The following is a 20,097-nucleotide window of genomic DNA, read 5'->3' on the forward strand; positions in this document are numbered from 1 at the left end:
GAAACCCATGACCACAACTACGGAACAGTCGACGTCCACTCTCGACCCGGTGACCTTCGAAGTGCTGAAGAACGCCTTCGCCACCAGCGTCGACCTCATGAGCGAGCAGATCCTGCGGACCTGCTATTCGTTTGTCATCTATTCCCGCGACTTCTCGTCAGCTCTCTGCGACCGCTACGGAAACACCGTCATGCAGGGCAGTGCTGACATCGCCGTTCACGTCGGCACCCTGCATTTCCAGTGCAAGGCCGTCATGAAGGAGTTCGGTGACGACATCAACCCCGGCGACGTCTTCCTCATCAACGACCCCTACCGCGGCGGCACGCACTTCAACGATGTCAGCTTCATCCGTCCGATCTTCGCGGACGACGAGATCATCGGCTTCGCGCAGAACAAGGGGCATTGGGCCGATATCGGTGGATCCGTACCCGGCTCGTTCGATGTCTCGGCCAGTGAGCACTTCGGTGAGGGACTGCGCATCACCCCGTTGCGAGTGTGGCACAAGGGCCGGTTCCTCCACGATGTCGCGCAGCTGCTCGTATCGAACACTCGCGCTCCGGACCAGGCGCTCGGTGATCTCAACGCCCAGGCCGAAGCCACTGCCGTATGCGAACGTGAAGTGCTCCGCCTCGTCGACAAATATTCGAAGGACACGGTCCTCGACGCGATGCAGGAGACGCAGGACTATGTCTGCCGCACGGTCCTCGCCGGCCTCGGCGACCTGCCGAAGGGCGAGTGGGAGACCGTCGACTTCCTCGACGGCGACCCCGCCAAGGGTGAGGGTCTGGCTCCGATCCGGGTGAAGCTCACCCTCGACGGAACAGGCATCCACTACGACCTGACCGGCTCCGCCGAGGCGGTCTCAACCTTCCTCAACTCCGGCTATGGGACGACGTTCTCGGCGATCTACGCAGGGACGAAGACGTTCTTCCCGGAGGTACCTCTCAACTCTGGCTTCTATCAGGCGGTGACCGCGGAAATCGGGGAAGAGGGAACTGTCGTCAATGCGGGCTGGCCCCATGCGGTGACTGGGTTCTGCTCGGGGCCGTACGAGAAGGTCATGAACGCGATCTTCGAATTGTGGTCCCACATCATGCCCGAACGCGCGATGGCGTGTGCATTCAACCTCGAGTATCTGCTCGTCGGTGGGCATGATGCCAGGACCGAATCGAGCCCGTACTTCATGTGGTACGACTGGATGGCAGGCGGCTGGGGCGGCCGGTCGACGAAGGACGGCTCCTCCGCGACGTCTCCGGTCTTCGGTACTGGGCTTGCGGTCCAACCAGTTGAAGGTCAAGAGCGACTGACTCCCGTTGTCACCACTCAGCACTCGATCAACATCGATTCCGGAGGTCCCGGCAGGTTCCGCGGTGGTTGCGGCGTGAATAAGGGCGGCATCCTCACCGATGCGACCGGTGCAGTGATGAGCTACTGCTGCGACCGCGGGCGGTCGACGACGTGGGGCATCAATGGCGGACTGCCGTCGATCCCCCATGGAGTCTGGCTCAATCCTTCGTCAGAGAACCCGCGCTACTTGGGTGCCACGTTCTCAAATGTAGCCATCAGCCCCGGTGACACGTTCGAACGCCCCAGCGCCGGAGGCGGCGGCTTCGGGGACCCGCTCGAGCGGACCACCGCCGAGGTGCTCGAGGACGTCATCGACGGTTATGTCTCCATCGACCGTGCGACCAAGGACTATGGCGTGGTCGTCCGTGAGATCGATGCCGAACTCGATGAATACGAGATCGACGAGGCCGCGACAGCGAAGGAACGGGAACGGATCCGCGCCGAACGTAAGTCCTGGCTTGAGGCCGACCCCGCCGAGGTGGCCCGCCGTTACCGCGACGGCGAGATCACCGTCCACGACGTCATCCGCCAGTACGGTGTCGTCCTCGACTGGGGCACCGGTGAACTGCTCGAGAAGTCAACGGGACAGTTCCGCGACAGCATGCGGGCTCGGTCCGCTTCGTTCTGGAGCTGATGCCCCCTACTGAAAGAGCGCCCCGCGATTCGATATAGAATCGCGGGGCGCTCTTTCGCGCGCCGACCTACTTTGCCCTCTGAATGTCCCTTTGCGTTTGATTTCAAATCCTATAGGATCTATGAAAGAGGAATCAGTTCGAGGGGGAACTCGTGACCCGATTATTCAATGACCCGGATGACTTCGTCTCTGATATGTCGCGCGGCTTCGCACTCGCCTCATCCCGGTGGGTGCGTGCAGTCAACGGCGGCGTCGTACGTTCAACGAAGAGCCGTAACCCGACGGTCTCTCTCGTCATCGGCGGCGGAAGTGGCCACTTCCCTGCCTTCTCGGGCCTCGTCGGCCCTGGATTGGCGCACGGGACCGCCATGGGCAACGTATTTGCGTCCCCGTCAACGAAACAGATCATGTCGGTGGCCCGGAGTTGCGACCAGGGACGCGGCGTCCTTTTCAGTTACGGCAATTATGCGGGCGACGTCCTCAACTTCGACCAGGCTCAGCAGCAATTGCGCGCCGAAGGCATCGACACTCGCACGGTTGTGGTCACCGATGACATCTTCAGCGCGTCCCGAGACGAGATCGACAAACGCCGAGGCATCGCCGGAGATCTCGTCGTATTCAAAATTGCTGGCGCCTCTGCGGAAGCCGGTCTCGAGCTGAGCGAGGTCGAACGACTTGCCCGAGCCGCCAATGACCGTACTCGGTCGATCGGAGTCGCATTCTCCGGGTGCACTCTCCCCGGCGCCGATGAGCCGCTCTTCACCGTTCCCGAAGGAAGCATGGCCGTCGGACTCGGCATCCACGGAGAACCCGGCATCGACGAAGTTCCACTCCCCTCAGCGATACAGCTAGCCGAGCTCCTCGTGTCACGCCTCCTCGACGAGGCACCCGACTCATCTCGAAGGGTCGTCCCCATCCTCAACGGTTTGGGCACCGTCAAGTACGAGGAGCTCTACCTTCTCTACGGCCTCATCGACCCCTTGCTGAGGGACGCCGGCTACGAACTCGTCGATCCAGAAGTCGGTGAGTTCTGTACTAGCTTCGACATGGCGGGACTTTCGCTGACTCTCCTCTGGCTCGATGATGAACTCGAACAGTTGTGGGAGGCACCCTGTTCTTCGGCCGCCTTCACTCGCGGCGAACTCGGAGGTCTCCATCACCCACCGGAATTCGCAAAGCAAGAGATTCCAAGCGACAGCGATTCAAATTTCACATCGATGTCTGCACCGACACCTGCGTCGACGGCATCTAAGCGGCTCGGCAGAGAGATCTCCGCCATGATCGCTCAGATCGCGGCTGTCCTCGACCGTGCGGCTGGCGAACTCGGCCGCCTCGATAGCGTCGCCGGCGATGGTGACCACGGGATCGGCATGCAACGCGGGTCGAAAGCCGCAGCACGCGCCGCAACCGAGGCCGCGAACAGCGGCTCCGGCTCAGTTGGAGTGATCCGCGCAGCCGGCGATGCCTGGGCCGATGTCGGCGGCGGCACTTCCGGAGCCATTTGGGGACGGATCATCTCCGCACTCGCCGAGGGGTTCGCAGGAAACGGTTGCCCTGACCCCACAGAGATCTCTGCCGCTCTCACGTCAGCGGTCAGTGAAGTCCGCTCATTCGGAGGAGTCGATGTCGGAGACAAAACGCTGCTGGATGCCCTCGCGCCATTGGCGACTGAGTTCTCACGAATCATCGGATCCGGCAATAACGAGCCTCCGAGTTCGGCGTTCATTCAAGCAACCTCTAGCGCCGCACATGCTGCCACTCGAGCGGCCCAGGCCACCGCGGAACTCGTCCCCAAACGCGGTCGGGCCCGCGCACATGGAGATCGAAGCGTCGGCACACCGGACCCTGGGGCGATCTCCTTGGCGATGATCGCCGAGTGCGTTGCGGACCAACTGACCTCTCACACGACTTCCAATTCAACGCCCACCACTGACAACTTCACCACTTCCGATAGCACTGACCGAAAGGCGGCCCGATCATGACTCTGCGAGTAGTCGTCGGATCCGACGATGCTGGATTCGATTACAAGGAAGTCATCAAATCCGACCTGGGAGATGACCAACGCGTCACATCTGTGATTGACGTCGGGGTGGACTCTCAGTCGCATACCTTCTATCCGTCCATCGCGACGACCGCAGCAGAGATGGTCGCCCGGGGAGACGCCGATCGCGCAATCCTCATCTGCGGGACTGGGCTCGGCGTGGCGATCGCAGCTAACAAAGTCAAAGGCATTCGAGCGGCCACGGCACACGATTCGTTCAGCGCCGAACGCTCCGTCCTGTCCAATGATGCGCAGATCCTCTGCATGGGCCAACGCGTCATAGGTCTCGAACTCGCCCGTCGACTAGCTCGGGAGTGGATCGGTTACACGTTTGATCCGGCGAGCGCATCGAACGACAAAGTGGCACAGATCAGCGCCTACGAGTCCCGCTGACCCATGGTCGACACGACTGAGACTCCGCCACTGTCTCCCCTCCCCGACTGGCTCATCGGAACCAGCCTCAAGATGTACATGACGCACGCCCAGACAATGGGCTGGGCCACCACGGTCAACAAGCTCACTCACGCCCACCCGGCGGTTGCCTCGGGGGCAGCAGGGCTCGTCCTCCTCCCTCAGTTTCCATCGATTCCAGCCTGTCTCGACCTTGTCGGGCCCCTCCAGATCGGCGCCCAGAACCTCTCAGCCGAAGACGCCGGCGCATGGACGGGAGAGGTCTCCGGGGCCGTACTCGCCGAATTGGGCTGCCGATACGTCGAGGTCGGCCATGCAGAACGCCGCCGCCACTTCCACGAGACCGAGGACATCGTCCGAGCGAAGACCGCCGCGGCATTGCGGCACGGATTGTTTCCGATCCTGTGTGTAGGAGAGGAGTCCGAAGGTTCCCCTGAATCTGCCGCCACGGAGGTAGTCGCCCAGATCCGCTCGGCGCTGACCTCCTCCAGCGACTCCCCGCCTCATGCCGCCGCCGTCATCGCCTATGAGCCGATATGGGCGATCGGTGCACGGCAACCCGCCTCCCCTGATCACATCACCGCAGTATGCAGAGCCGTCCGCTCCCACATCCACACCGACTTCCCGGCTCTCGACTTCCGTATTATCTATGGCGGCAGTGCAGGACCGGGCATCCTCAGCGAACTCGGCTCGGCAGTCGACGGACTCTTCCTAGGCCGCTTCGCTCACGATCCCGATTCACTGTCGAGAATCCTCGATGAACTCGCCGATGTCATTATGCTGAAATCATGAATGCACAGCCTTCAACCCCGCACGCTGACATCGAACGTCGAGGGCTCCGCGACCTCGTCTACGAGCGCATCCTCGAGATCCTCCTCACGGGTGAGATCTCACCGGGCGAAAGGGTGTCCATCGACGGGTTGGCCAGGCAACTCAACGTCTCTCCAACCCCCGTGAGAGAAGCCCTGGTCGACCTCGAACGAACCGGCCTCGTCGTTCGCGAAGCCCTGCGCGGATACCGCGTCTCACCTCCGTTGGATCGCGAACAGCTGGAGGAGCTCTTCATCGCCCGCGAGACAGTGGAGACCGCCGCAACGAAATTGGCGACACCAGCCGACGACGAGCTGCTCCGCTCTCTAGAAGAAGCCCACACCGCTCACGAAGCGGCAGGGGCGAAAGTACGCGAGACCGCAGAGCACGGCCCCCAGTCCTCCGAAAGTCCCGAAGAGGCGCAGCGGATCCGGGTGGGTGCGGCACAGGAATACTTCGCCCGGGACCGAGACTTTCACGACAGAATCCTCGAACGCTGCGGTAACCGCTACCTGGTCAAGATGTCGCAGGACCTCGGTGCTCAGGTGCATCGCCTCCGACAGGCTTTGCCACACGGTATCACCGATGTCGACGAAGCCCTGTCCGAACATCGAGCGATCATCGAGGCCTTCGCGTCGCCGGACCCCACAGCGCCGGAAGCGGCTATGCGCCACCACGTCAGAATGGTCGCCCACCGAGCGCTCGTCGAAGACCCTCCGCTGCCCTCTCCCGACAACCATGAGGACCCATGACTCCAACCGAGCACACTATTGCCTGCTGCATGCACGGCTTCTCCCCAACTGACCGCAACGGACGGTCACTGACTGCAGCCGAGCCCGAGGCCTGGGCCACAATCTTCTCCACACTGGCCAGTCTCGAATTCACAGCGCTTGAAATCGCCGACAGCCATATCCGTCCGGCCGACCTCACTCCCGAGAGGCGCGACGTCCTCAAGCATCTCGCCGCATCGGCGGGAGTCGAACTCACCGCCGTCCATGTCCAACGCCAGTCGATCATCGAACCCGACCGCGGAGAGGCGAACCTCGAATACGCCCACCGTACGATCGATGCCGCAGCGGAGCTCGGGTGTCAGGTCTTCTCCACTGGACTCCACCAGCCCTTCTCCTCGGCCCAACGCAAGGCTTTGTGGTTCTGGACGGCAAGAGGCTGGGAAGACCCCGCCGACCCTGACGTCCGGGCACTTGCTGTGCACCGCCTGCGGGAGCTGGGCAGGCACGCCGCCGAGGTGGGATTGCCGATGTCATTGGAGATGTACGAAGACACCTACCTGGGAACAGCTGAATCCGCGGTCCGTCTCATCGAGGAGATCGGACTCGACAATGTCGGCCTCAACCCCGACATCGGCAATCTCATCCGCCTGCACCGTCCCATCGACGACTGGCGAGAGATGCACGAAATCGCTCTGCCCTATGCGAACTACTGGCACATGAAGAACTATCAGCGCGATGAAGCGGCTGACGCCTCCTGGTTCACGTCTCACCCGACCACTCTGCAGAACGGACTCATCGACTACCGGGCAATGGTCGCCCGGGCCCTGGAGCTCGGCTTCGGCGGCCCTTTCCTCATGGAACAGTACGGAGGCGACAGCCTCGGCGTCTGCGCCGAGAACAGAACCTATCTCAGCGGACTACTCACCCGCGCCCAACCGACGAAAGGCCTGACCACTTCATGACATCCACATCTCCTGAATCACGATCTCCGCTCTCACTGGGCGCGCCCTTCCCCACTGAGCGCACGGCAGTCCTCACCGGCGTTGGCAGTACCAACGGAATCGGCCGACACACCGCTCACCGCCTTGCCCAATCCGGTTGGAACCTCGGACTCATCGCCCGCCGCGACGATCAAGCTCGTGACCTTGCCGGTGAGATAGCGAAAACGTACGGCGTCGCAGCAGTCGGCATGGGTGCCGATGTCACCAAATCCGAGGACATCGCCGAGGCGGCCGCCGCCTTCGAATCGAATCTGCCCCAAATCGTAGCCTTGGCGAACTTCGCCGGCGTCTCGTCGTCGGTGACCTACTTCGAGATCACAGAGGAGGAGTGGGCACGGGTGATGACGAACAATCTCACATCGACTCACTTGGTCACACAGACATTCGGACGCATCATGGCAAAGAACGGTCTGGGTCGGATCGTCGGGCTGTCTTCTGTCACAGCGCAGAAGGGTGGAGGAACATTTTCCAAGACGGCTTATGCCGCAGCCAAAGCGGGGATTGTCGGACTCATGCGCGGCGTCGCCCTAGAGCTCGGTCCGCACGGGGTGACGGCGAATTCCGTATCTCCCGGTCCGGTCGACACCGACATTATGGGCGGACCACTCGACGACGAACGCCGTGAGGCGATGGGAGCGGTGACCGCGTTGGGTCGCATCTCAGTGCCAGACGACGTCTCCGCCACTGTTGAGTTCCTTTTCAGCGAAGGTGCTGGGCACATCACAGGGCAGACCTTGAGCATCAACGGCGGCCTCTACTTCCACTGAGATCTTCAACAGTACGTGTCGCTTGTCCGACTCCGCTCAGCCGAATGCACCAACTAACCGATCCAATGGAGGATCCATGTCAGTCATCGCGGACCACGTCACATTTCTCGGTCTCGGAGCCATCGGCCTGCCCATGGCATTGCGGTTGCAACGTGCTGGATTCCACGTCACCGGTGTCGATCCGTTTCCCGAACCCAGGGATCGCGCTAGTGCAGAGGGTCTGTCGAATGCGGAGTCTCCGCTGTCGGCAAAGACGGCGGCAACGGTGATCGTCATGGTCGCCGACAGCACTCAGCTCGAACAGGCTCTCGAGGGCGACACACGGACTGGATCGCCGGGGCTGCTCGCCCTCATGTCACCAGATGCTGTGCTCGTCATCATGTCAACGGTGGGGCCCGATGCTGTCCGCCGCGCCTCCGTGCGGGCAGCGGAGTTCGGCATCGACGTCCTCGATGTTCCTGTCACTGGAGGCATCGCCGGAGTATTGGCCGGAACCCTGCGGATGCTCGCATCCGGCCCCAGCCATGTCCTCGAGTCACGGAGGGACGTGCTCGAGTCTCTCGGAACGGTCATCGGGTGCGGTGATCGCATCGGCGACGGACAATCTTTCAAGGCGGTGAATCAGCTTCTGTGCTCCGTCCACATCGTCGCCGCAGCGGAGGCGCTGTCGTTGGCGAAGAGATTAGGCCTTGACCAGGAGAACGTTCTCGGCGCGATGACGGCAGGGGCCGCCGATTCGTGGATGCTCGGCGATCGGGGACCACGAATGCTGGATGGCATCGATGCCCAAGTGGCAAGCGCGGTGAGCATCTTCGTCAAGGACACCGCCCTCGTCGCCGAGGTAGCCGACGGCCTCGACATCGACCTGGTGATGCTCCCTGTGGCGGCTCAGAAGTTCGCCGAGGCCGCCGAGCTCGGTCTTCTCCGCCGCGACGACTCACAAGTGATCCGAACCTACGATCCCTGACTTCGCCCGGTCACGTCCGTTGAGGAGCCTCGGAAGCCCGCGAATTCAGTCATGCGATGCCTTCGGGCCGCCCTCGTGTCGGATACCAGAGTCAGCGACCGCGCCACTCATAGGGGGTTTTGCTGACGAAGGCATGCACCGCATTATGGAAGTCCTCGGAACCGTAGATCCGCTGGACGATGTCCTCGTCATCAACGGAACCGCCGGATTCGGAAAGTCTGCGCACAACTTCCTTGACTGACCACATCGTCAACGGCGCATGCCCCTTGAGTGAGTTCGCCCATTCAGCTGTCGCCTCGGCGATGTCATCGGTAACGAGGCCGACGAAACCGGCGCCCAGAGCTTCGTCGGCGTCGATGAAGCGAGCGCGAAGCAGCATGTCGACTACGCGGGCACGTCCGAGCAACTCGATGAGCAGGCCAAGCGTGTCCGCGGACAAACAGTTGCCAAGCGTCCGCGCAATAGGCACTCCGAAGCGTGCTCGTGGTGAGGCGATGCGCACGTCAGCACAGGCCGCGATTCCGAGCCCTCCTCCAACGCAGTAGCCGTCGATTGCGGCGATAACCGGGACATTGACGGCACGGAGCCGGGTAAGCACCTCAGAAATCCGCTCCTCATATGCGACACCTGCAGCACCGTCGAATTCAATGAACTGTGCAATGTCAGTTCCCGCAACGAACGCCTTATCTCCCGCACCCTGCATGACCATCACGCGGATGGCATCGTCGGCATCTGCTCTCTCACATGCCTCGGCAAGTCCCATGTACATGTCCCACGTCATGGCATTGCGCGCCTCAGGACGGTTGAACGTGACTGTGAGGACACCGTCGGCTCTGTCGACGAGAAGAGCATCAGTCGTCTTCTCACGGTCTGGTGTGTGCGTCATCTAATTGCCTTCCCAATGCGGCTCTCAGTGTGATGTGGCGTGACCTTGATAAAAAGTTCGGGCGCTTCAGTGCGACTTGAGTTCGGCGAGTTCATCCGCAGTGAACCCGAGTTCGTCCAGCAGCGCATTGTCCGCACCGAGCGAGGGACCTGCCGGTCCCCGTCTTGCTGGTGTCCGCGACAAGCGCATGGGCGAGCCGATCTGCCGCACTGTTCCGGCAACCGGATGCTCGGAGTCCCAGAAGAAATCACGACTGGCAAGATGCTCGTCTGTGAACACCTGTGCATAGTCGCTGATCGGAGCACAGGGCACGCCCGCTTCGTTGAGAACTTCCACCACCTCATCCGTCGTCATCATTACGGTCTTCTCTTCGATGAGCGTGATCAGCGATTCTCTGTGAGTGAGCCTGTCATAAGATTCCTGGAACCGATCATCGGCGAGCAGTTCTTCGAGACCGAGAGCTTGACAGAACCTCTCCCAATTGCGCGCGGTGTTCGCGCCAATCGTCACGAATCCATCTGACGAGTGGACCGCCTGGTAAGGTGCCTGATTTTGGTGGGCCGAGCCGTTCGGACGGCCTACCTTCCCCTCGACGAAATACCCTGCTGCCTCCCAAACCGCGTAAGAGACCCCGCTTTCGAAAAGGGAGACATCGATGTATTGCCCTTTCCCCGATCGGTTCCGTTCGTAGAGCGCCGAGGTGAGTGCAAGCGCCACGTACATAGCAGAAGTGAGGTCACAAATCGGCACCCCAACTTTGGCCGGCGGCGAATCGGGTTGCCCAGTGATACTCATCAGACCGCTGCGCGCTTGCGCCATGATGTCCAGGCCGGCCAATTTCGCCAACGGCCCATCCTGCCCCCAACCGGAGGCTGAGGCGTAGATGATTCCGGGGTTTCGTTCTCGCACATTTTCATAGTCGACGCCGAGTCGCCCCATAACACCCGGTCGCATGTTCTCCACGACGACATCGGCTGTCTCAGCCAGCCTCATGAATGCTTCTCTCCCGACTTCAGTCTTCAAGTCAAGGGTGATCGATTCCTTATTTCGGTTGATGAGCATGTAAGGGGCGCTCTCCCCGTTTACGAAGGGCCCAGTGCTCCGAGTCTGATCGCCGCCCACTGGGTTCTCTATCTTGATCACCCGCGCGCCGAGGTCGGCCAACTGCATAGTGGCGAACGGGCCCGCCATAAAAACTCCAAGTTCAAGGACCGTCACTCCCGCAAGAGGTCCTGCCCCGTCAACAGTCGAATGGTTTCCGCTTCCACTCATGATTCTCTCCTCTGATCTTCGTCGATCCTCTAGGAATCACTAGTCCCGATTCGGGATAAGCCATTGATTTTGTCGTGTGATCCACGTTACAGTCTTCACACTACTGTATACAAAAGAGGATAGATCCGAAAGTGGCATCTCCGATTCCATCGCAACCAAGTCTGTCGACTCTGGCCCGGCGAGCACTCGAGCAGACGATCCTGGCAGGGAACTACATGCCAGGGGAACGCCTCGTCGAAGAACATCTGTGCGCAGAGCTCGGGATTTCTCGACCTCCGCTGCGTGAGGCGCTTAAGGAACTCGCACACACTGGACTTGTTGAACACGTCCCCCGCAAAGGCGTACGGATCATGTCGATCTCACAACACGACGTCTTTGAGATCGCCACTCTTCGACGCGAGCTCGAACGAATGGCTATGGCGCTGACGTTGCCGGAGCTCGACCCCAACAGGGTGGAGCGCTGCCGCGAAGCTCTCCGCACGATGGAGCGGATTGCTGATTCCGGAACAGAAGGAGAGATGGTCGCTGCCGGCTTCGAATTTCACTTCGCCGTCGTCGGTTTGGCAGGCCATGCACGGATTGAAACCACATATCGCGCGATGGCAATGCAGCTTCAGATGTGCATGGCGCTGAATAACCAGGCACGCCGTGAAATAGAGGACCTCGACGGCAATGTAGCCAGACATGCACGCATGCTCGATGTCATCCTCCGGCGTGACCCTGAAGAGATCGAGAACGAATTCGACGATCACGGCAACCTGTCGTTCCTCGTCGACACTGTTGATCAGCTCGAGGGAGCGTCGCCTGAATCCGATCGGTGGCTAGAGGAGGTGCGCGCAGCACTGTCTGCGACCGCTTAGTACCTGTTTTCGAGTCCTGCCGATTCGGGCATGTCCAAATTGTGCACCAATCAAATAGTTCGAACACCACGCAAGATTCTGTCAAGGGAGATAGAAATGTATTCGAAGAAACTGCTCACTGCCGCAGCCGTCACCGGGGCGCTGACATTGTCACTCAGCGCATGTGGGCAAGCGTCGGGGACAGCCGCCGGCGGGAGCTTTGAGCCTAAGGGCAACGTCACGATGATCGTGCCGTTCGCAGCAGGTGGTGGAAGTGACATCGCTGGCCGCGCCACAGCCTCGGGGTTGGAAGAGGTTACAGGCAAAACCATTACGGTGCAGAACATCGACGGCGGTTCGGGTGCCGTCGGTTATTCGGAGTTCCTTGGTCGTTCCGGTGACCCGAACTACCTACTCGCCACAGAGACGGCGATGCTCGCCCTTCCCGCGGTCCAGGACGTGGAGTTCACATATGAGAGCTTCACCCCGATCATGAAACTCGGCGATGACTACACTCTCATCGTCACGAAGGCAGACTCGAAGCTCAAAACCTGTTCTGACCTCACAGACAAGGGAGAAAAGGAGCGGACCGTTGTCGCGATATCTGGCGCAACGGGGCTCGACAACATCACGTTCACCCTTATGGAGAAGGCAACTAAGGCGAAGTTCGATCGCGTGCCCTTCGAATCCGGAGCTGAGGCAATCACTGCCGCTCTCGGCGGTCAGGTCGAAGCAATCTCGGTGAATCCCGGTGAAGTCTCAGGCCAACTGGAGTCTGGCGATCTCAAACCACTATGTGCTGCGGCTGACAAGCGCTACGAGTATCCCGAGCTGAAAGACATTCCGACTGCAAAAGAACAGGGAATCGACGTTGCATTCGCTCAGTTCCGCGGCGTTATCGCTCCAGGAGACATCCCCGAGGAGGCAAAGGAGTACTGGATCAAGAAAGCGAAGGAGTTCGAGAAGTCCGACGCGTATAAGACCTACATCGAAGACAACATGATGCAGCCAAATGCCGCCTACGGCGACGACTTCGCTACATACCTTTCTGAGAACGACAAAGAGCTGCGAGAAGCGATCGGAAAATGACAATGATCTCAGCTCAGCCACGAATCGTTCTCGTCCCTGGTGATCTCTCCGGTGTCGGGCCCGAACTCATGGCCCGACTTCTCGCCTCCCCTGCCAATCGTGACCGTGCGCGCCTGCTCGTCACAGCGACGGAGGCCGAGTTGGAATCTTTCGCTCACATGGCGGGAACGACGGTTCCGGACCGCGACGGCATAGAATTTCTCGGCACCACCTACCAGGGACCGGCCATCCCTGTCGGTGAGGTCAGCGTGGCCGCCGGGCAACGCGCTCTTGCCGACCTCTCCACCGCGGTCGACCTGTGTGCCGGCGGCGACGCGGACGGGGTGCTCTTCCTACCGCTGAACAAAGGGGCGATGGGCCAAGCCGGAATGACTGAGGAAGACGAACTGCGCTGGTTCGCCAAGCGGCTCAACTACGGCGGGTTCACCTCCGAACTCAACTTCATCGAATCGCTTGTCACGGCACGAGTCACCTCTCATGTTCCCGTAGCGGAGATCGCAGACGGCATCAGTGCTGGCAAGGTGCTCGAGACGATCGAGCTGCTCAATCGCGTTCTGTCTCAAACTCGCACGCCCAAACCGCGACTGGCAGTCTGCGCACTCAATCCACACGCCGGAGAGGGTGGAAAGTTCGGCAGAGAGGAGATCGACGACATCGCCCCGGCGATCGAGTTAGCTCGCTCCCGCGGAATCGACGTCGAAGGACCCTTCCCCTGCGATACGCTGTTCGCCCGGGCAGTCGGCGGTGATTACGACGGCGTGGTGACTATGTACCACGACCAGGGGCAGATCGCGATGAAGCTGCTCGGCTTCGACCAGGGAGTCACTGTCCACGGCGGAATACCGATTCCTATCGCCACTCCCGCCCACGGCACCGCTCACAACATCGTCGGCACAGGCAGAGTGGAGCTCGGGCCCAGCTCCCACGCTTTTGATCTCGCAGTGCTGATGGCCGCGAACGGTCGGAATGTGCCGAGCTCCGAAAGCGGCAGCGGCGCAGCAGATTCGGCCACCACTGCAGGGGTGGGAATCGGATGAGCGCGACAATAGGCACAGTTAAGAACCCTCCTCGGAACTCCCCCGACGTCGCTGACGTTGTTGGAACGTCGATTCTCGGCCTTGTCGGCGCCGGTGCCGCCATAATGGGCTTCGGGTACGGCCTCACAGCCGAAGGTGGCCAAGTCGGACCAGGGATGTTGCCGTTCCTCACCGGAGTGTTCATCTTCCTCGCATCAACTGCCGAGATCTTCCGCCTCTTCTTTGCCCGGGTGGGAACTTCCGGCGGTCGCATAATGTCTGCGGTCGAGGACATTGAGGCTCAAGCCGCGGAGTCAATTGATGCCGTCAGCGACTCCCGTTCCGTTCAAAGCGACGGTGACGACCTCGATACCTTCGGCCGAACTGAGAAGCAGCGCAATCGCGCCCCTTTCTACATATTCATCACGTTCGGAGTCGCGCTAGCGCTCATCCCTGTCGCCGGTCTCATCATCTCTCTGGCTGCAGCGATCCTCTTTCTCCTCCTCGTCGTCGAGAAGCAGAATGGTGGACCTCTGCTGCCACAACGATCGGCGCAGCTGTATTCGTCGATGTCGTTTTCGGGCTCGTGCTGTCGGTTCCACTGCCGACAGGAATGCTCGGACTGATCTGAGGAATTCCCATGATCGACAATCTCATGCTCGGGCTGGAAACCGCAGTCAGCCCCGAAAACCTCCTGTGGTGTTTTGTCGGAGTCCTCCTCGGCACCGTCATCGGGTTGCTCCCAGGGCTCGGTTCGACTACTGGCGTGGCGATTCTGTTGCCGGTGACGCTGGCGTTCGAACCTGTCACAGCCCTCATCATGTTGGCCGGAATCTACTACGGATCACAGTACGGTTCCTCAATCAGTTCGATTCTCATCTCTACCCCGGGCGACTCATCCAGCGTCGTTCTCACCCTCGATGGGTATCAGATGGCGAGAAAAGGACGAGCGGGTGCCGCGTTGGCAATCTCCGCTCTGGCTTCGTTCTTCGCCGCAATAGTCTCTCTTATCGGACTCATCGCCTTGGCACAGCCGATCGCGAAATTCGCGCTCAACTTCGGGCCAGCAGAGAATCTGGCGATCATCCTGCTGGGAATGGCGACAATCGTGTCCTTCGCCGGAGAGAACATACTGCGGGGCATCACTATGGCCGCTGCCGGCCTACTCGTATCAATGGTCGGGGTGGCTTCCGGGTTCTCCACAGCGCGGTTCACCTTCGGCAGCGTCAACCTCCTTTCGGGACTTGATTTCGTTGCCGTGATGATCGGAATCTTCGCCGTTGGTGAAGTTCTTCACCAGATCCGCCGAGGCGGTGAGAAACCCATTCGTGCAGGTTTCAAGGACCTGCTGGTCACCAAGGACGAACTCGCTCGAGCCGCTCCCGCAACAGCACGCGGGACAGCTCTCGGCTTCTCCGTCGGGGTTCTCCCCGGTGCAGGTGCCACCTTGGCTACGTTCCTGGCCTACGGAGTTGAGAAGCAGGTGAGCCGGTTCCGACATCTCATCGGAAAAGGTGCGCCTGAGGCAGTCGCGTCCCCGGAAGCCGCGAATAACTCCGCTACCAACGCGAGCTTCATTCCTACCCTGGCTCTCGGTATTCCCGGAAGCGGGACAACCGCGGTCCTCCTGGGCGCTTTTGTCATCTTCGGGCTCCAGCCCGGCCCACTGCTGTTCCAGCAGGAACCCGACCTCGTGTGGGGGCTGCTTGTCAGCTTCTTCTTCGGCAATCTCATTCTGCTCGTACTCAATCTCCCGATGGCTCCTGTCTTCGCTCAGATCCTGCGGATCCCATACGTCTTCCTCTACCCGATCGTGCTGATGATGAGCTTCGTCGGTGCGTTCGCCTTGGGAAATAACACATTCACACTGTGGGTCGTGTTTTTCGCTGGATTACTTGGGTACTTCATGAAGCGGTTCGATTTCCCAGCCGCTCCGTTCGTCCTCGGCCTGGTCCTAGGCCCTCTGCTCGAAAAGTACTTAGTCCAGACCTCGGCGATGGGAGACGGCAATCTACTGATCATGTTCCAACGACCGCTATCGCTCGTCCTTACCGTTGCAGCACTCATCGCATTGGCATATCCGCTGGTCGGCGCCGTTGTGCGCAATCTCAAGACGCGAAAGGCAGACGCTGCGAGCAAGGAGAAGGTCGCGCAGTAGTCACATCAGCTCTTCAATATCTGTGGAATCGTCGGCCCATGCGACGGTTCCACAGGCTCGCCGTCCTATATTCAGACGTGAACCCAACGGCGCATCTTCGGAAGCCACCTACACGCCATTTCAAAGTCGACAAAGATAACGAGACTGGTGGCCACCAACGGCAATGGAACACTGAACGCAATAGCAGCGCGGACAACCACCGCCGAGATCTCGACAGTCACCGAGGCGGTCACCGCCGCCACCGGGTGGCAACGACGGCACCGGGGCCCTGACCGACCAAGCCTTTAGAGACGGTCCCGACGATAAACGACGTGCCACCCGTCGTCGATCGAGTTGTCAGGCGGGATGTGGCCCTCTGCGATGCGCTCATATCCTGCAGCGAACAGCGCCCTCCACGACGCCGGATTCCCAGCGATCACCGGCACAATGATCGCCGAGGCGGCCGGGCAGTCAGCGAAGCAGAGCTCGGTGAACTCCCGGATCATCCGTGTGCCGAAGCCCTTGCCTGTCGCAGCGACCTCGCCGATGAAATAGTCGATCGTCAACGCATCCCGAGGGGCGTCAGCCATGAGTTCGCGTTGCTCGTCCGCGTAGTCCCAGATTGCGCTCCGATGGATGAAGCCGACCGGCACCCCCGCGTCCTCGACGATGAAGTCATCCGAAGCTTCCGTCCCATCGACGCTGCCACCGAAGTCCCGTTCGATCGCTTCCGGAGTCGTCTCGTGATTCCAAAAGCGGGCAACGTGGGGCGAGCCTAGCCATCGCGCGAGCAGCGGAAAGTCAGCCCTGGTAGTCCGTCGGAATTCCACGTGTCCTCGCGGTCGGCGTCAACAACCGCCGTGCTGCCTCACATCTCTTCGTGAGTGAGCGGATCCCGGTCCTTCATGCGACCGCGCTCGAGTCCGGAGATCGCCGCCACCTCGGCGGGGGTGAGTTCGAGCTCGAAGACATCGGCGTTGAGGCGCTGACGCTCCGGGTTCGCGGATTTCGGGATCGGGATGCTGCCGATCTCGATATGCCAGCGCAGAACGACCTGGGCCGGGGTCACGCCATGGGCGGCGGCCGCCTCGGCGATGGGGGCTTCGTCGAACAGTCCCTGGTCACGGTAGAGCGGGGACCAGCTCTCGGTCTGCACACCGATGGAGCGGTGGAAGGCCACAAGCTCGGTCTGCGGGAAATACGGATGAAGCTCGACCTGGTTGACGGCCGGGGTGACCCCGGTCTTCTCGACGAGCTCCGTGAGCATCTCCTCGGTGAAGTTCGAGACGCCGATGGACTTCACGAGCCCGCGTTCGCGCAGTTCGATGAGCCCGCGCCAGGTGTCGACGTACTTGCCGACGCTGGGATTGGGCCAGTGGATGAGGTGGAGGTCGAGATAGTCGAGCCCGAGCCGGGCCAGGGATCCTCGGTGCTCGCGATCGCCTCGTCGAAGCCGTGGTGACGGCCGGGGATCTTCGAGGTGACGAACAGTTCCTCGCGCGGTACGGAGACGTTGGCGATGGCCTGACCGACCTCGCGTTCGTTCTCGTAATTCACCGCGGTGTCGAGCAGGCGGTAGCCGACATTGTCGACGGCACCCACGATGGCGTCGACCCCCTCGTCGCCCTTCATCGCGTAGATGCCGAGCCCGAGCTGCGGGATCGCACGTCCGTCGTTGAGGTCGAGGGTGGGGATCGGTGAATTCTGTGCCGGGGTATTCGCAGAGGTCGTCATGAGCTCAGCCTATGACCACCGAGGCGGCGCTGGCCAGGGTGGTCACTCCTCGATCCCGAGCGTTTTGATCAACCTCGCCGAGGCGGTGCCGCGGTACGAATCGATGATCAGTTCTCGCATCTCCTTGTCATCGAGATCGGCAATCTCGAGACCGACCCAGCCCGAGGGGCCCAGGTACATCGGGACGAAGGAATCCGAACGTTCGAGCACCACCTCGGCGTCCATGGGGTCGAGCAGGACGAGCAGTGCCCGCGGGTGCTGCACCATCTCCCCCGATGCGAGCTTCTCTGTGCCGCCGTAGTGGGCGAAGATCTTCTTCGTGAAGAAGGCCGGTCTGCCGTGCGAGATCTTTTCCTGCGCTTCCGGCAGGCTGAGCGCGATCGCGCGGACTCGCTCGAGCATCGGATCGTCGTCGTCGAACATCTGCGAATGCGCCATGAGTCAACGGTACGCCCCGGCGGGTGGGGATGGGATGGGTTTGGAGCGGGTTGTCGATTCCAGCCTGACCCGTCGAACCGATGAGACACTGCTTCAGACGATGAGCCCCACGGGATCCTTCCCCGCGAGAACATCGATGACGGCTTGGGCCGCGCCCAACCCGGCGCGTTCGCGCACCTCGACGGTCTGACCGGCCAGGTGGGAGGTGATCCAGACGTTGTCGAAGCTGCGCAGCGGGTCGTCTGCGGTCATCGGTTCGGCTTCGAGGACGTCGAGAGCGGCGCCGGCGATTTGTTCGTGGTCGAGGGCGTCGACGAGGGCCGCCTCAGAGAGCATGTCACGGGTGATCGGTTCACTCACTGTCGCCGGGACCCAGGTAATCGGTGGTGATGACGATGCGACGGCTCATGATGGCGAGCCTATCGCGGGCTTCACTTGAGTGCGCCGAGCACCTCGTTGAGCGCCTCGGTGGCGGAGGGGTGGGTGTATATCGTGTCGCGCAGCTCGGTTGCGGTGACGTCGTGACGCATCGCGAGCGCCACGGTGTTGATGACCTCCTGCGAGTGCACGTGGACGAGGGCCGCGCCGAGGATGAGATCGGTCTTCGCGTCGACGACGAACTTGACGATTCCTCGCGGGTCGCCTTCGATCTTCGCCCGCGGTGCCGCGGCGATATCGGCCTGGAGCTTCGCTCGACCTTGATCTCATAGCCTTCGTCGTGAGCGGCTTTCTCGGTCAAGCCGACGCGGGCGACGGGCGGGGTGAGGAACATCGTGTACGGCACGGATCCGCGGTCCTTCGTCGACCGTTTGCCCTCACCAAGCAGCTGGTCGGCGAGGATCCGATTGTCGTCGAGCGAGATGTAGGTGAACATCGGTCCGCCGTTGACATCACCGAACGCGTAGACGCCTTCGGCGGAGGTGCGCAGGTGCTCGTCGGTGACGATGAACCCGCGGTCGTCGGTGTCGATGCCGGCCTTCTCGAGGCCGAGGTCCGCGGTCGCGGGTTTGCGTCCGACGGCCAGGAGGACCGCCTCGGCGTCGATGGCCTTCGTTTCTCCGCCGACCTCATAGGTCACGGTCGCGGCGTCGGCGCCGTCGTTGACTGCAGTGACGGAGGCGTCGTTGACGATGGTGACTCCGTCGTCGGCGAGGGCTTGGGCGACCACCTCAGCGACGTCGTCGTCTTCGTTCGCTAGCGGGCGGGGTCCGCGGTCGAGGACGGTGACCTGCGAGCCGAAGTGGGCGAACATCGATCCGAACTCGAGTCCGATGTACCCGCCGCCGACGATGACGAGGCGTTTCGGGAACGGGTCGACGTGCTGCAGCGATTCGGAGTCGTGGATGCGGCCGCCGAGCTGGGCACCGTCGATGGGTGGGATGTTCGCGACGGATCCGGTGTTGACGATGACGGTGTCGGCGGTGATCGTCATGGTGTCGGCGCCGCCGGTGACGCGGACCTCGCGTTCGCCGGTGAACTCGGCGCGGCCGCTCACCAGCAGCACTGAATCGAGGTCGGCGAGCATCGAGTGGTTCTTCTTCCGCATCGCCCCGGTCAGGGTGTCGCGACGTTTGACGGCTTTCGCGAAGTATTCGTCGACGTCGTCATCGGCGCGTTTGTTCTCGGCGTCGTGGACGAGGATCTTCGTGGGGATGCAGGCGATGTTGATGCAGGAGCCGCCGATCATCATCTCCGACTGTTCGACGACGGCGACCTTCTTGCCGGCGCGGGCCATGGTCCCGGCCAGAGTCTTGCCGCCTTTGCCCCAGCCGATGACGAGGAGGTCGACGTGTTCGGTGTGGTCGGCGCCGGAGACCGCAGTTCCGGTGGCTGCTGATGTCTCGGTCGAGGTGGTCTTGCCTGCCATGGTCTGCGTAGTCATGCGCTGTCTTCTCTCGTCGGTGTCTGTCACTCTACTCGCCCTTTATTACTACGTGACGACGCACACACGTGCGAGCAGGTGTGCCGTTGGGGTCC

At 61.5% G+C, this 20,097-nt stretch carries 19 protein-coding genes and 1 pseudogene; 13 read left to right on the forward strand and 7 right to left on the reverse strand.

Annotation, left to right across the window (positions count from 1 at the left end; translation table 11 throughout):
- Positions 1 to 7: 7 nt before the first annotated feature.
- From AC2W7L_RS06290 to AC2W7L_RS06325, 8 genes are all read left to right on the forward strand, one after another.
- Entirely contained in the window at positions 8 to 1,981 is a 1,974-nt protein-coding gene (locus AC2W7L_RS06290; RefSeq protein WP_486003740.1) for a hydantoinase B/oxoprolinase family protein, read from the forward strand.
- Between the two features lie 152 nt (positions 1,982 to 2,133).
- Positions 2,134 to 3,963: a dihydroxyacetone kinase family protein gene (locus tag AC2W7L_RS06295; protein ID WP_486003741.1), complete on the forward strand. Its 1,830-nt coding sequence runs from the start codon at positions 2,134 to 2,136 to the stop codon at positions 3,961 to 3,963.
- On the forward strand, positions 3,960 to 4,415 hold the full coding sequence (locus AC2W7L_RS06300; protein ID WP_486003742.1) for a ribose-5-phosphate isomerase: 456 nt from the start codon (positions 3,960 to 3,962) through the stop codon (positions 4,413 to 4,415). Before AC2W7L_RS06295 ends, AC2W7L_RS06300 begins: the two co-directional genes overlap by 4 nt.
- A gap of 3 nt (positions 4,416 to 4,418) precedes the next feature.
- On the forward strand, positions 4,419 to 5,225 hold the full coding sequence (locus AC2W7L_RS06305) for a triose-phosphate isomerase family protein (protein WP_486003743.1): 807 nt from the start codon (positions 4,419 to 4,421) through the stop codon (positions 5,223 to 5,225).
- Positions 5,222 to 5,995, forward strand: coding sequence for a GntR family transcriptional regulator (locus tag AC2W7L_RS06310; protein WP_486003744.1), 774 nt, complete (start codon positions 5,222 to 5,224; stop codon positions 5,993 to 5,995). The genes AC2W7L_RS06305 and AC2W7L_RS06310 overlap by 4 nt, the downstream gene beginning before the upstream one ends.
- Positions 5,992 to 6,936, forward strand: a complete 945-nt coding sequence (locus AC2W7L_RS06315; protein ID WP_486003745.1) for a sugar phosphate isomerase/epimerase family protein — start codon at positions 5,992 to 5,994, stop codon at positions 6,934 to 6,936. Before AC2W7L_RS06310 ends, AC2W7L_RS06315 begins: the two co-directional genes overlap by 4 nt.
- The gene (locus AC2W7L_RS06320; RefSeq protein ID WP_486003746.1) at positions 6,933 to 7,742 is read left to right on the forward strand and encodes an SDR family NAD(P)-dependent oxidoreductase; all 810 of its coding nucleotides are present in this window, start codon (positions 6,933 to 6,935) and stop codon (positions 7,740 to 7,742) included. The genes AC2W7L_RS06315 and AC2W7L_RS06320 overlap by 4 nt, the downstream gene beginning before the upstream one ends.
- 76 nt (positions 7,743 to 7,818) lie before the next feature.
- Positions 7,819 to 8,709, forward strand: coding sequence for an NAD(P)-dependent oxidoreductase (locus AC2W7L_RS06325; RefSeq protein WP_486003747.1), 891 nt, complete (start codon positions 7,819 to 7,821; stop codon positions 8,707 to 8,709).
- 91 nt (positions 8,710 to 8,800) lie between these two features.
- Here the strand turns inward: AC2W7L_RS06325 and AC2W7L_RS06330 are convergent, their stop codons facing one another.
- Together AC2W7L_RS06330 and AC2W7L_RS06335 are read right to left on the reverse strand one after the other, a co-directional pair.
- Positions 8,801 to 9,595, reverse strand: coding sequence for an enoyl-CoA hydratase (locus AC2W7L_RS06330; RefSeq protein WP_486003748.1), 795 nt, complete (start codon positions 9,593 to 9,595; stop codon positions 8,801 to 8,803).
- A gap of 66 nt (positions 9,596 to 9,661) precedes the next feature.
- Positions 9,662 to 10,867: a CaiB/BaiF CoA transferase family protein gene (locus tag AC2W7L_RS06335; protein WP_486003749.1), complete on the reverse strand. Its 1,206-nt coding sequence runs from the start codon at positions 10,865 to 10,867 to the stop codon at positions 9,662 to 9,664.
- A 131-nt stretch (positions 10,868 to 10,998) separates the two neighbouring features.
- Here AC2W7L_RS06335 and AC2W7L_RS06340 point away from each other — a divergent pair, with 131 nt between their 5' ends.
- The 5 genes from AC2W7L_RS06340 to AC2W7L_RS06360 all read left to right on the forward strand — a co-directional run bounded on the left by AC2W7L_RS06340 (position 10,999) and on the right by AC2W7L_RS06360 (position 15,969).
- A complete protein-coding gene (locus AC2W7L_RS06340) occupies positions 10,999 to 11,727 on the forward strand; it encodes a GntR family transcriptional regulator (RefSeq protein WP_486003750.1) in 729 nt (242 codons plus the stop codon).
- A gap of 96 nt (positions 11,728 to 11,823) precedes the next feature.
- Positions 11,824 to 12,795, forward strand: coding sequence for a tripartite tricarboxylate transporter substrate binding protein (locus AC2W7L_RS06345; protein ID WP_486003751.1), 972 nt, complete (start codon positions 11,824 to 11,826; stop codon positions 12,793 to 12,795).
- Positions 12,792 to 13,832 carry a 4-hydroxythreonine-4-phosphate dehydrogenase PdxA gene (locus tag AC2W7L_RS06350; RefSeq protein WP_486003752.1) on the forward strand — a complete coding sequence of 347 codons (1,041 nt, stop codon included), beginning with the start codon at positions 12,792 to 12,794 and terminating at the stop codon, positions 13,830 to 13,832. Before AC2W7L_RS06345 ends, AC2W7L_RS06350 begins: the two co-directional genes overlap by 4 nt.
- Complete coding sequence (locus AC2W7L_RS06355; RefSeq protein ID WP_486003753.1) at positions 13,829 to 14,437, forward strand: tripartite tricarboxylate transporter TctB family protein; 609 nt, start codon at positions 13,829 to 13,831, stop codon at positions 14,435 to 14,437. Before AC2W7L_RS06350 ends, AC2W7L_RS06355 begins: the two co-directional genes overlap by 4 nt.
- Positions 14,438 to 14,451: 14 nt before the next feature.
- Entirely contained in the window at positions 14,452 to 15,969 is a 1,518-nt protein-coding gene (locus tag AC2W7L_RS06360; protein ID WP_486003754.1) for a tripartite tricarboxylate transporter permease, read from the forward strand.
- A gap of 284 nt (positions 15,970 to 16,253) precedes the next feature.
- Here the strand turns inward: AC2W7L_RS06360 and AC2W7L_RS06365 are convergent, their stop codons facing one another.
- From AC2W7L_RS06365 to AC2W7L_RS06385, 5 genes and pseudogenes are all read right to left on the reverse strand, one after another.
- On the reverse strand, positions 16,254 to 16,778 hold the full coding sequence (locus AC2W7L_RS06365; RefSeq protein ID WP_486003755.1) for a GNAT family N-acetyltransferase: 525 nt from the start codon (positions 16,776 to 16,778) through the stop codon (positions 16,254 to 16,256).
- Positions 16,779 to 16,816: 38 nt separating this feature from the next.
- Positions 16,817 to 17,682 (reverse strand): annotated as a pseudogene (locus tag AC2W7L_RS06370) (aldo/keto reductase).
- 42 nt (positions 17,683 to 17,724) lie between these two features.
- Positions 17,725 to 18,120: an MmcQ/YjbR family DNA-binding protein gene (locus tag AC2W7L_RS06375; RefSeq protein ID WP_486003756.1), complete on the reverse strand. Its 396-nt coding sequence runs from the start codon at positions 18,118 to 18,120 to the stop codon at positions 17,725 to 17,727.
- 93 nt (positions 18,121 to 18,213) lie between these two features.
- Positions 18,214 to 18,480 (reverse strand): NAD(P)-dependent oxidoreductase, encoded by a 267-nt coding sequence (locus tag AC2W7L_RS06380; RefSeq protein ID WP_486003757.1) that lies wholly within the window; start codon positions 18,478 to 18,480, stop codon positions 18,214 to 18,216.
- Positions 18,473 to 20,002 carry a dihydrolipoyl dehydrogenase family protein gene (locus AC2W7L_RS06385; RefSeq protein WP_486003758.1) on the reverse strand — a complete coding sequence of 510 codons (1,530 nt, stop codon included), beginning with the start codon at positions 20,000 to 20,002 and terminating at the stop codon, positions 18,473 to 18,475. Before AC2W7L_RS06385 ends, AC2W7L_RS06380 begins: the two co-directional genes overlap by 8 nt.
- Positions 20,003 to 20,097 lie beyond the last annotated feature (95 nt).

The organism is Brevibacterium sp. LAARM3_SD1 (genome assembly GCF_057364765.1).

Coding starts and splice junctions, on each gene's coding strand:
- AC2W7L_RS06290 (WP_486003740.1), top strand. CDS start 8: ATGACCACAACTACGGAACAGTCGACGTCCACTCTCGACCCGGTGACC.
- AC2W7L_RS06300 (WP_486003742.1), top strand. CDS start 3,960: ATGACTCTGCGAGTAGTCGTCGGATCCGACGATGCTGGATTCGATTAC.
- AC2W7L_RS06305 (WP_486003743.1), top strand. CDS start 4,419: ATGGTCGACACGACTGAGACTCCGCCACTGTCTCCCCTCCCCGACTGG.
- AC2W7L_RS06310 (WP_486003744.1), top strand. CDS start 5,222: ATGAATGCACAGCCTTCAACCCCGCACGCTGACATCGAACGTCGAGGG.
- AC2W7L_RS06315 (WP_486003745.1), top strand. CDS start 5,992: ATGACTCCAACCGAGCACACTATTGCCTGCTGCATGCACGGCTTCTCC.
- AC2W7L_RS06320 (WP_486003746.1), top strand. CDS start 6,933: ATGACATCCACATCTCCTGAATCACGATCTCCGCTCTCACTGGGCGCG.
- AC2W7L_RS06325 (WP_486003747.1), top strand. CDS start 7,819: ATGTCAGTCATCGCGGACCACGTCACATTTCTCGGTCTCGGAGCCATC.
- AC2W7L_RS06330 (WP_486003748.1), bottom strand. CDS start 9,595: ATGACGCACACACCAGACCGTGAGAAGACGACTGATGCTCTTCTCGTC.
- AC2W7L_RS06335 (WP_486003749.1), bottom strand. CDS start 10,867: ATGAGTGGAAGCGGAAACCATTCGACTGTTGACGGGGCAGGACCTCTT.
- AC2W7L_RS06345 (WP_486003751.1), top strand. CDS start 11,824: ATGTATTCGAAGAAACTGCTCACTGCCGCAGCCGTCACCGGGGCGCTG.
- AC2W7L_RS06350 (WP_486003752.1), top strand. CDS start 12,792: ATGACAATGATCTCAGCTCAGCCACGAATCGTTCTCGTCCCTGGTGAT.
- AC2W7L_RS06355 (WP_486003753.1), top strand. CDS start 13,829: ATGAGCGCGACAATAGGCACAGTTAAGAACCCTCCTCGGAACTCCCCC.
- AC2W7L_RS06360 (WP_486003754.1), top strand. CDS start 14,452: ATGATCGACAATCTCATGCTCGGGCTGGAAACCGCAGTCAGCCCCGAA.
- AC2W7L_RS06375 (WP_486003756.1), bottom strand. CDS start 18,120: ATGGCGCATTCGCAGATGTTCGACGACGACGATCCGATGCTCGAGCGA.
- AC2W7L_RS06385 (WP_486003758.1), bottom strand. CDS start 20,002: ATGACTACGCAGACCATGGCAGGCAAGACCACCTCGACCGAGACATCA.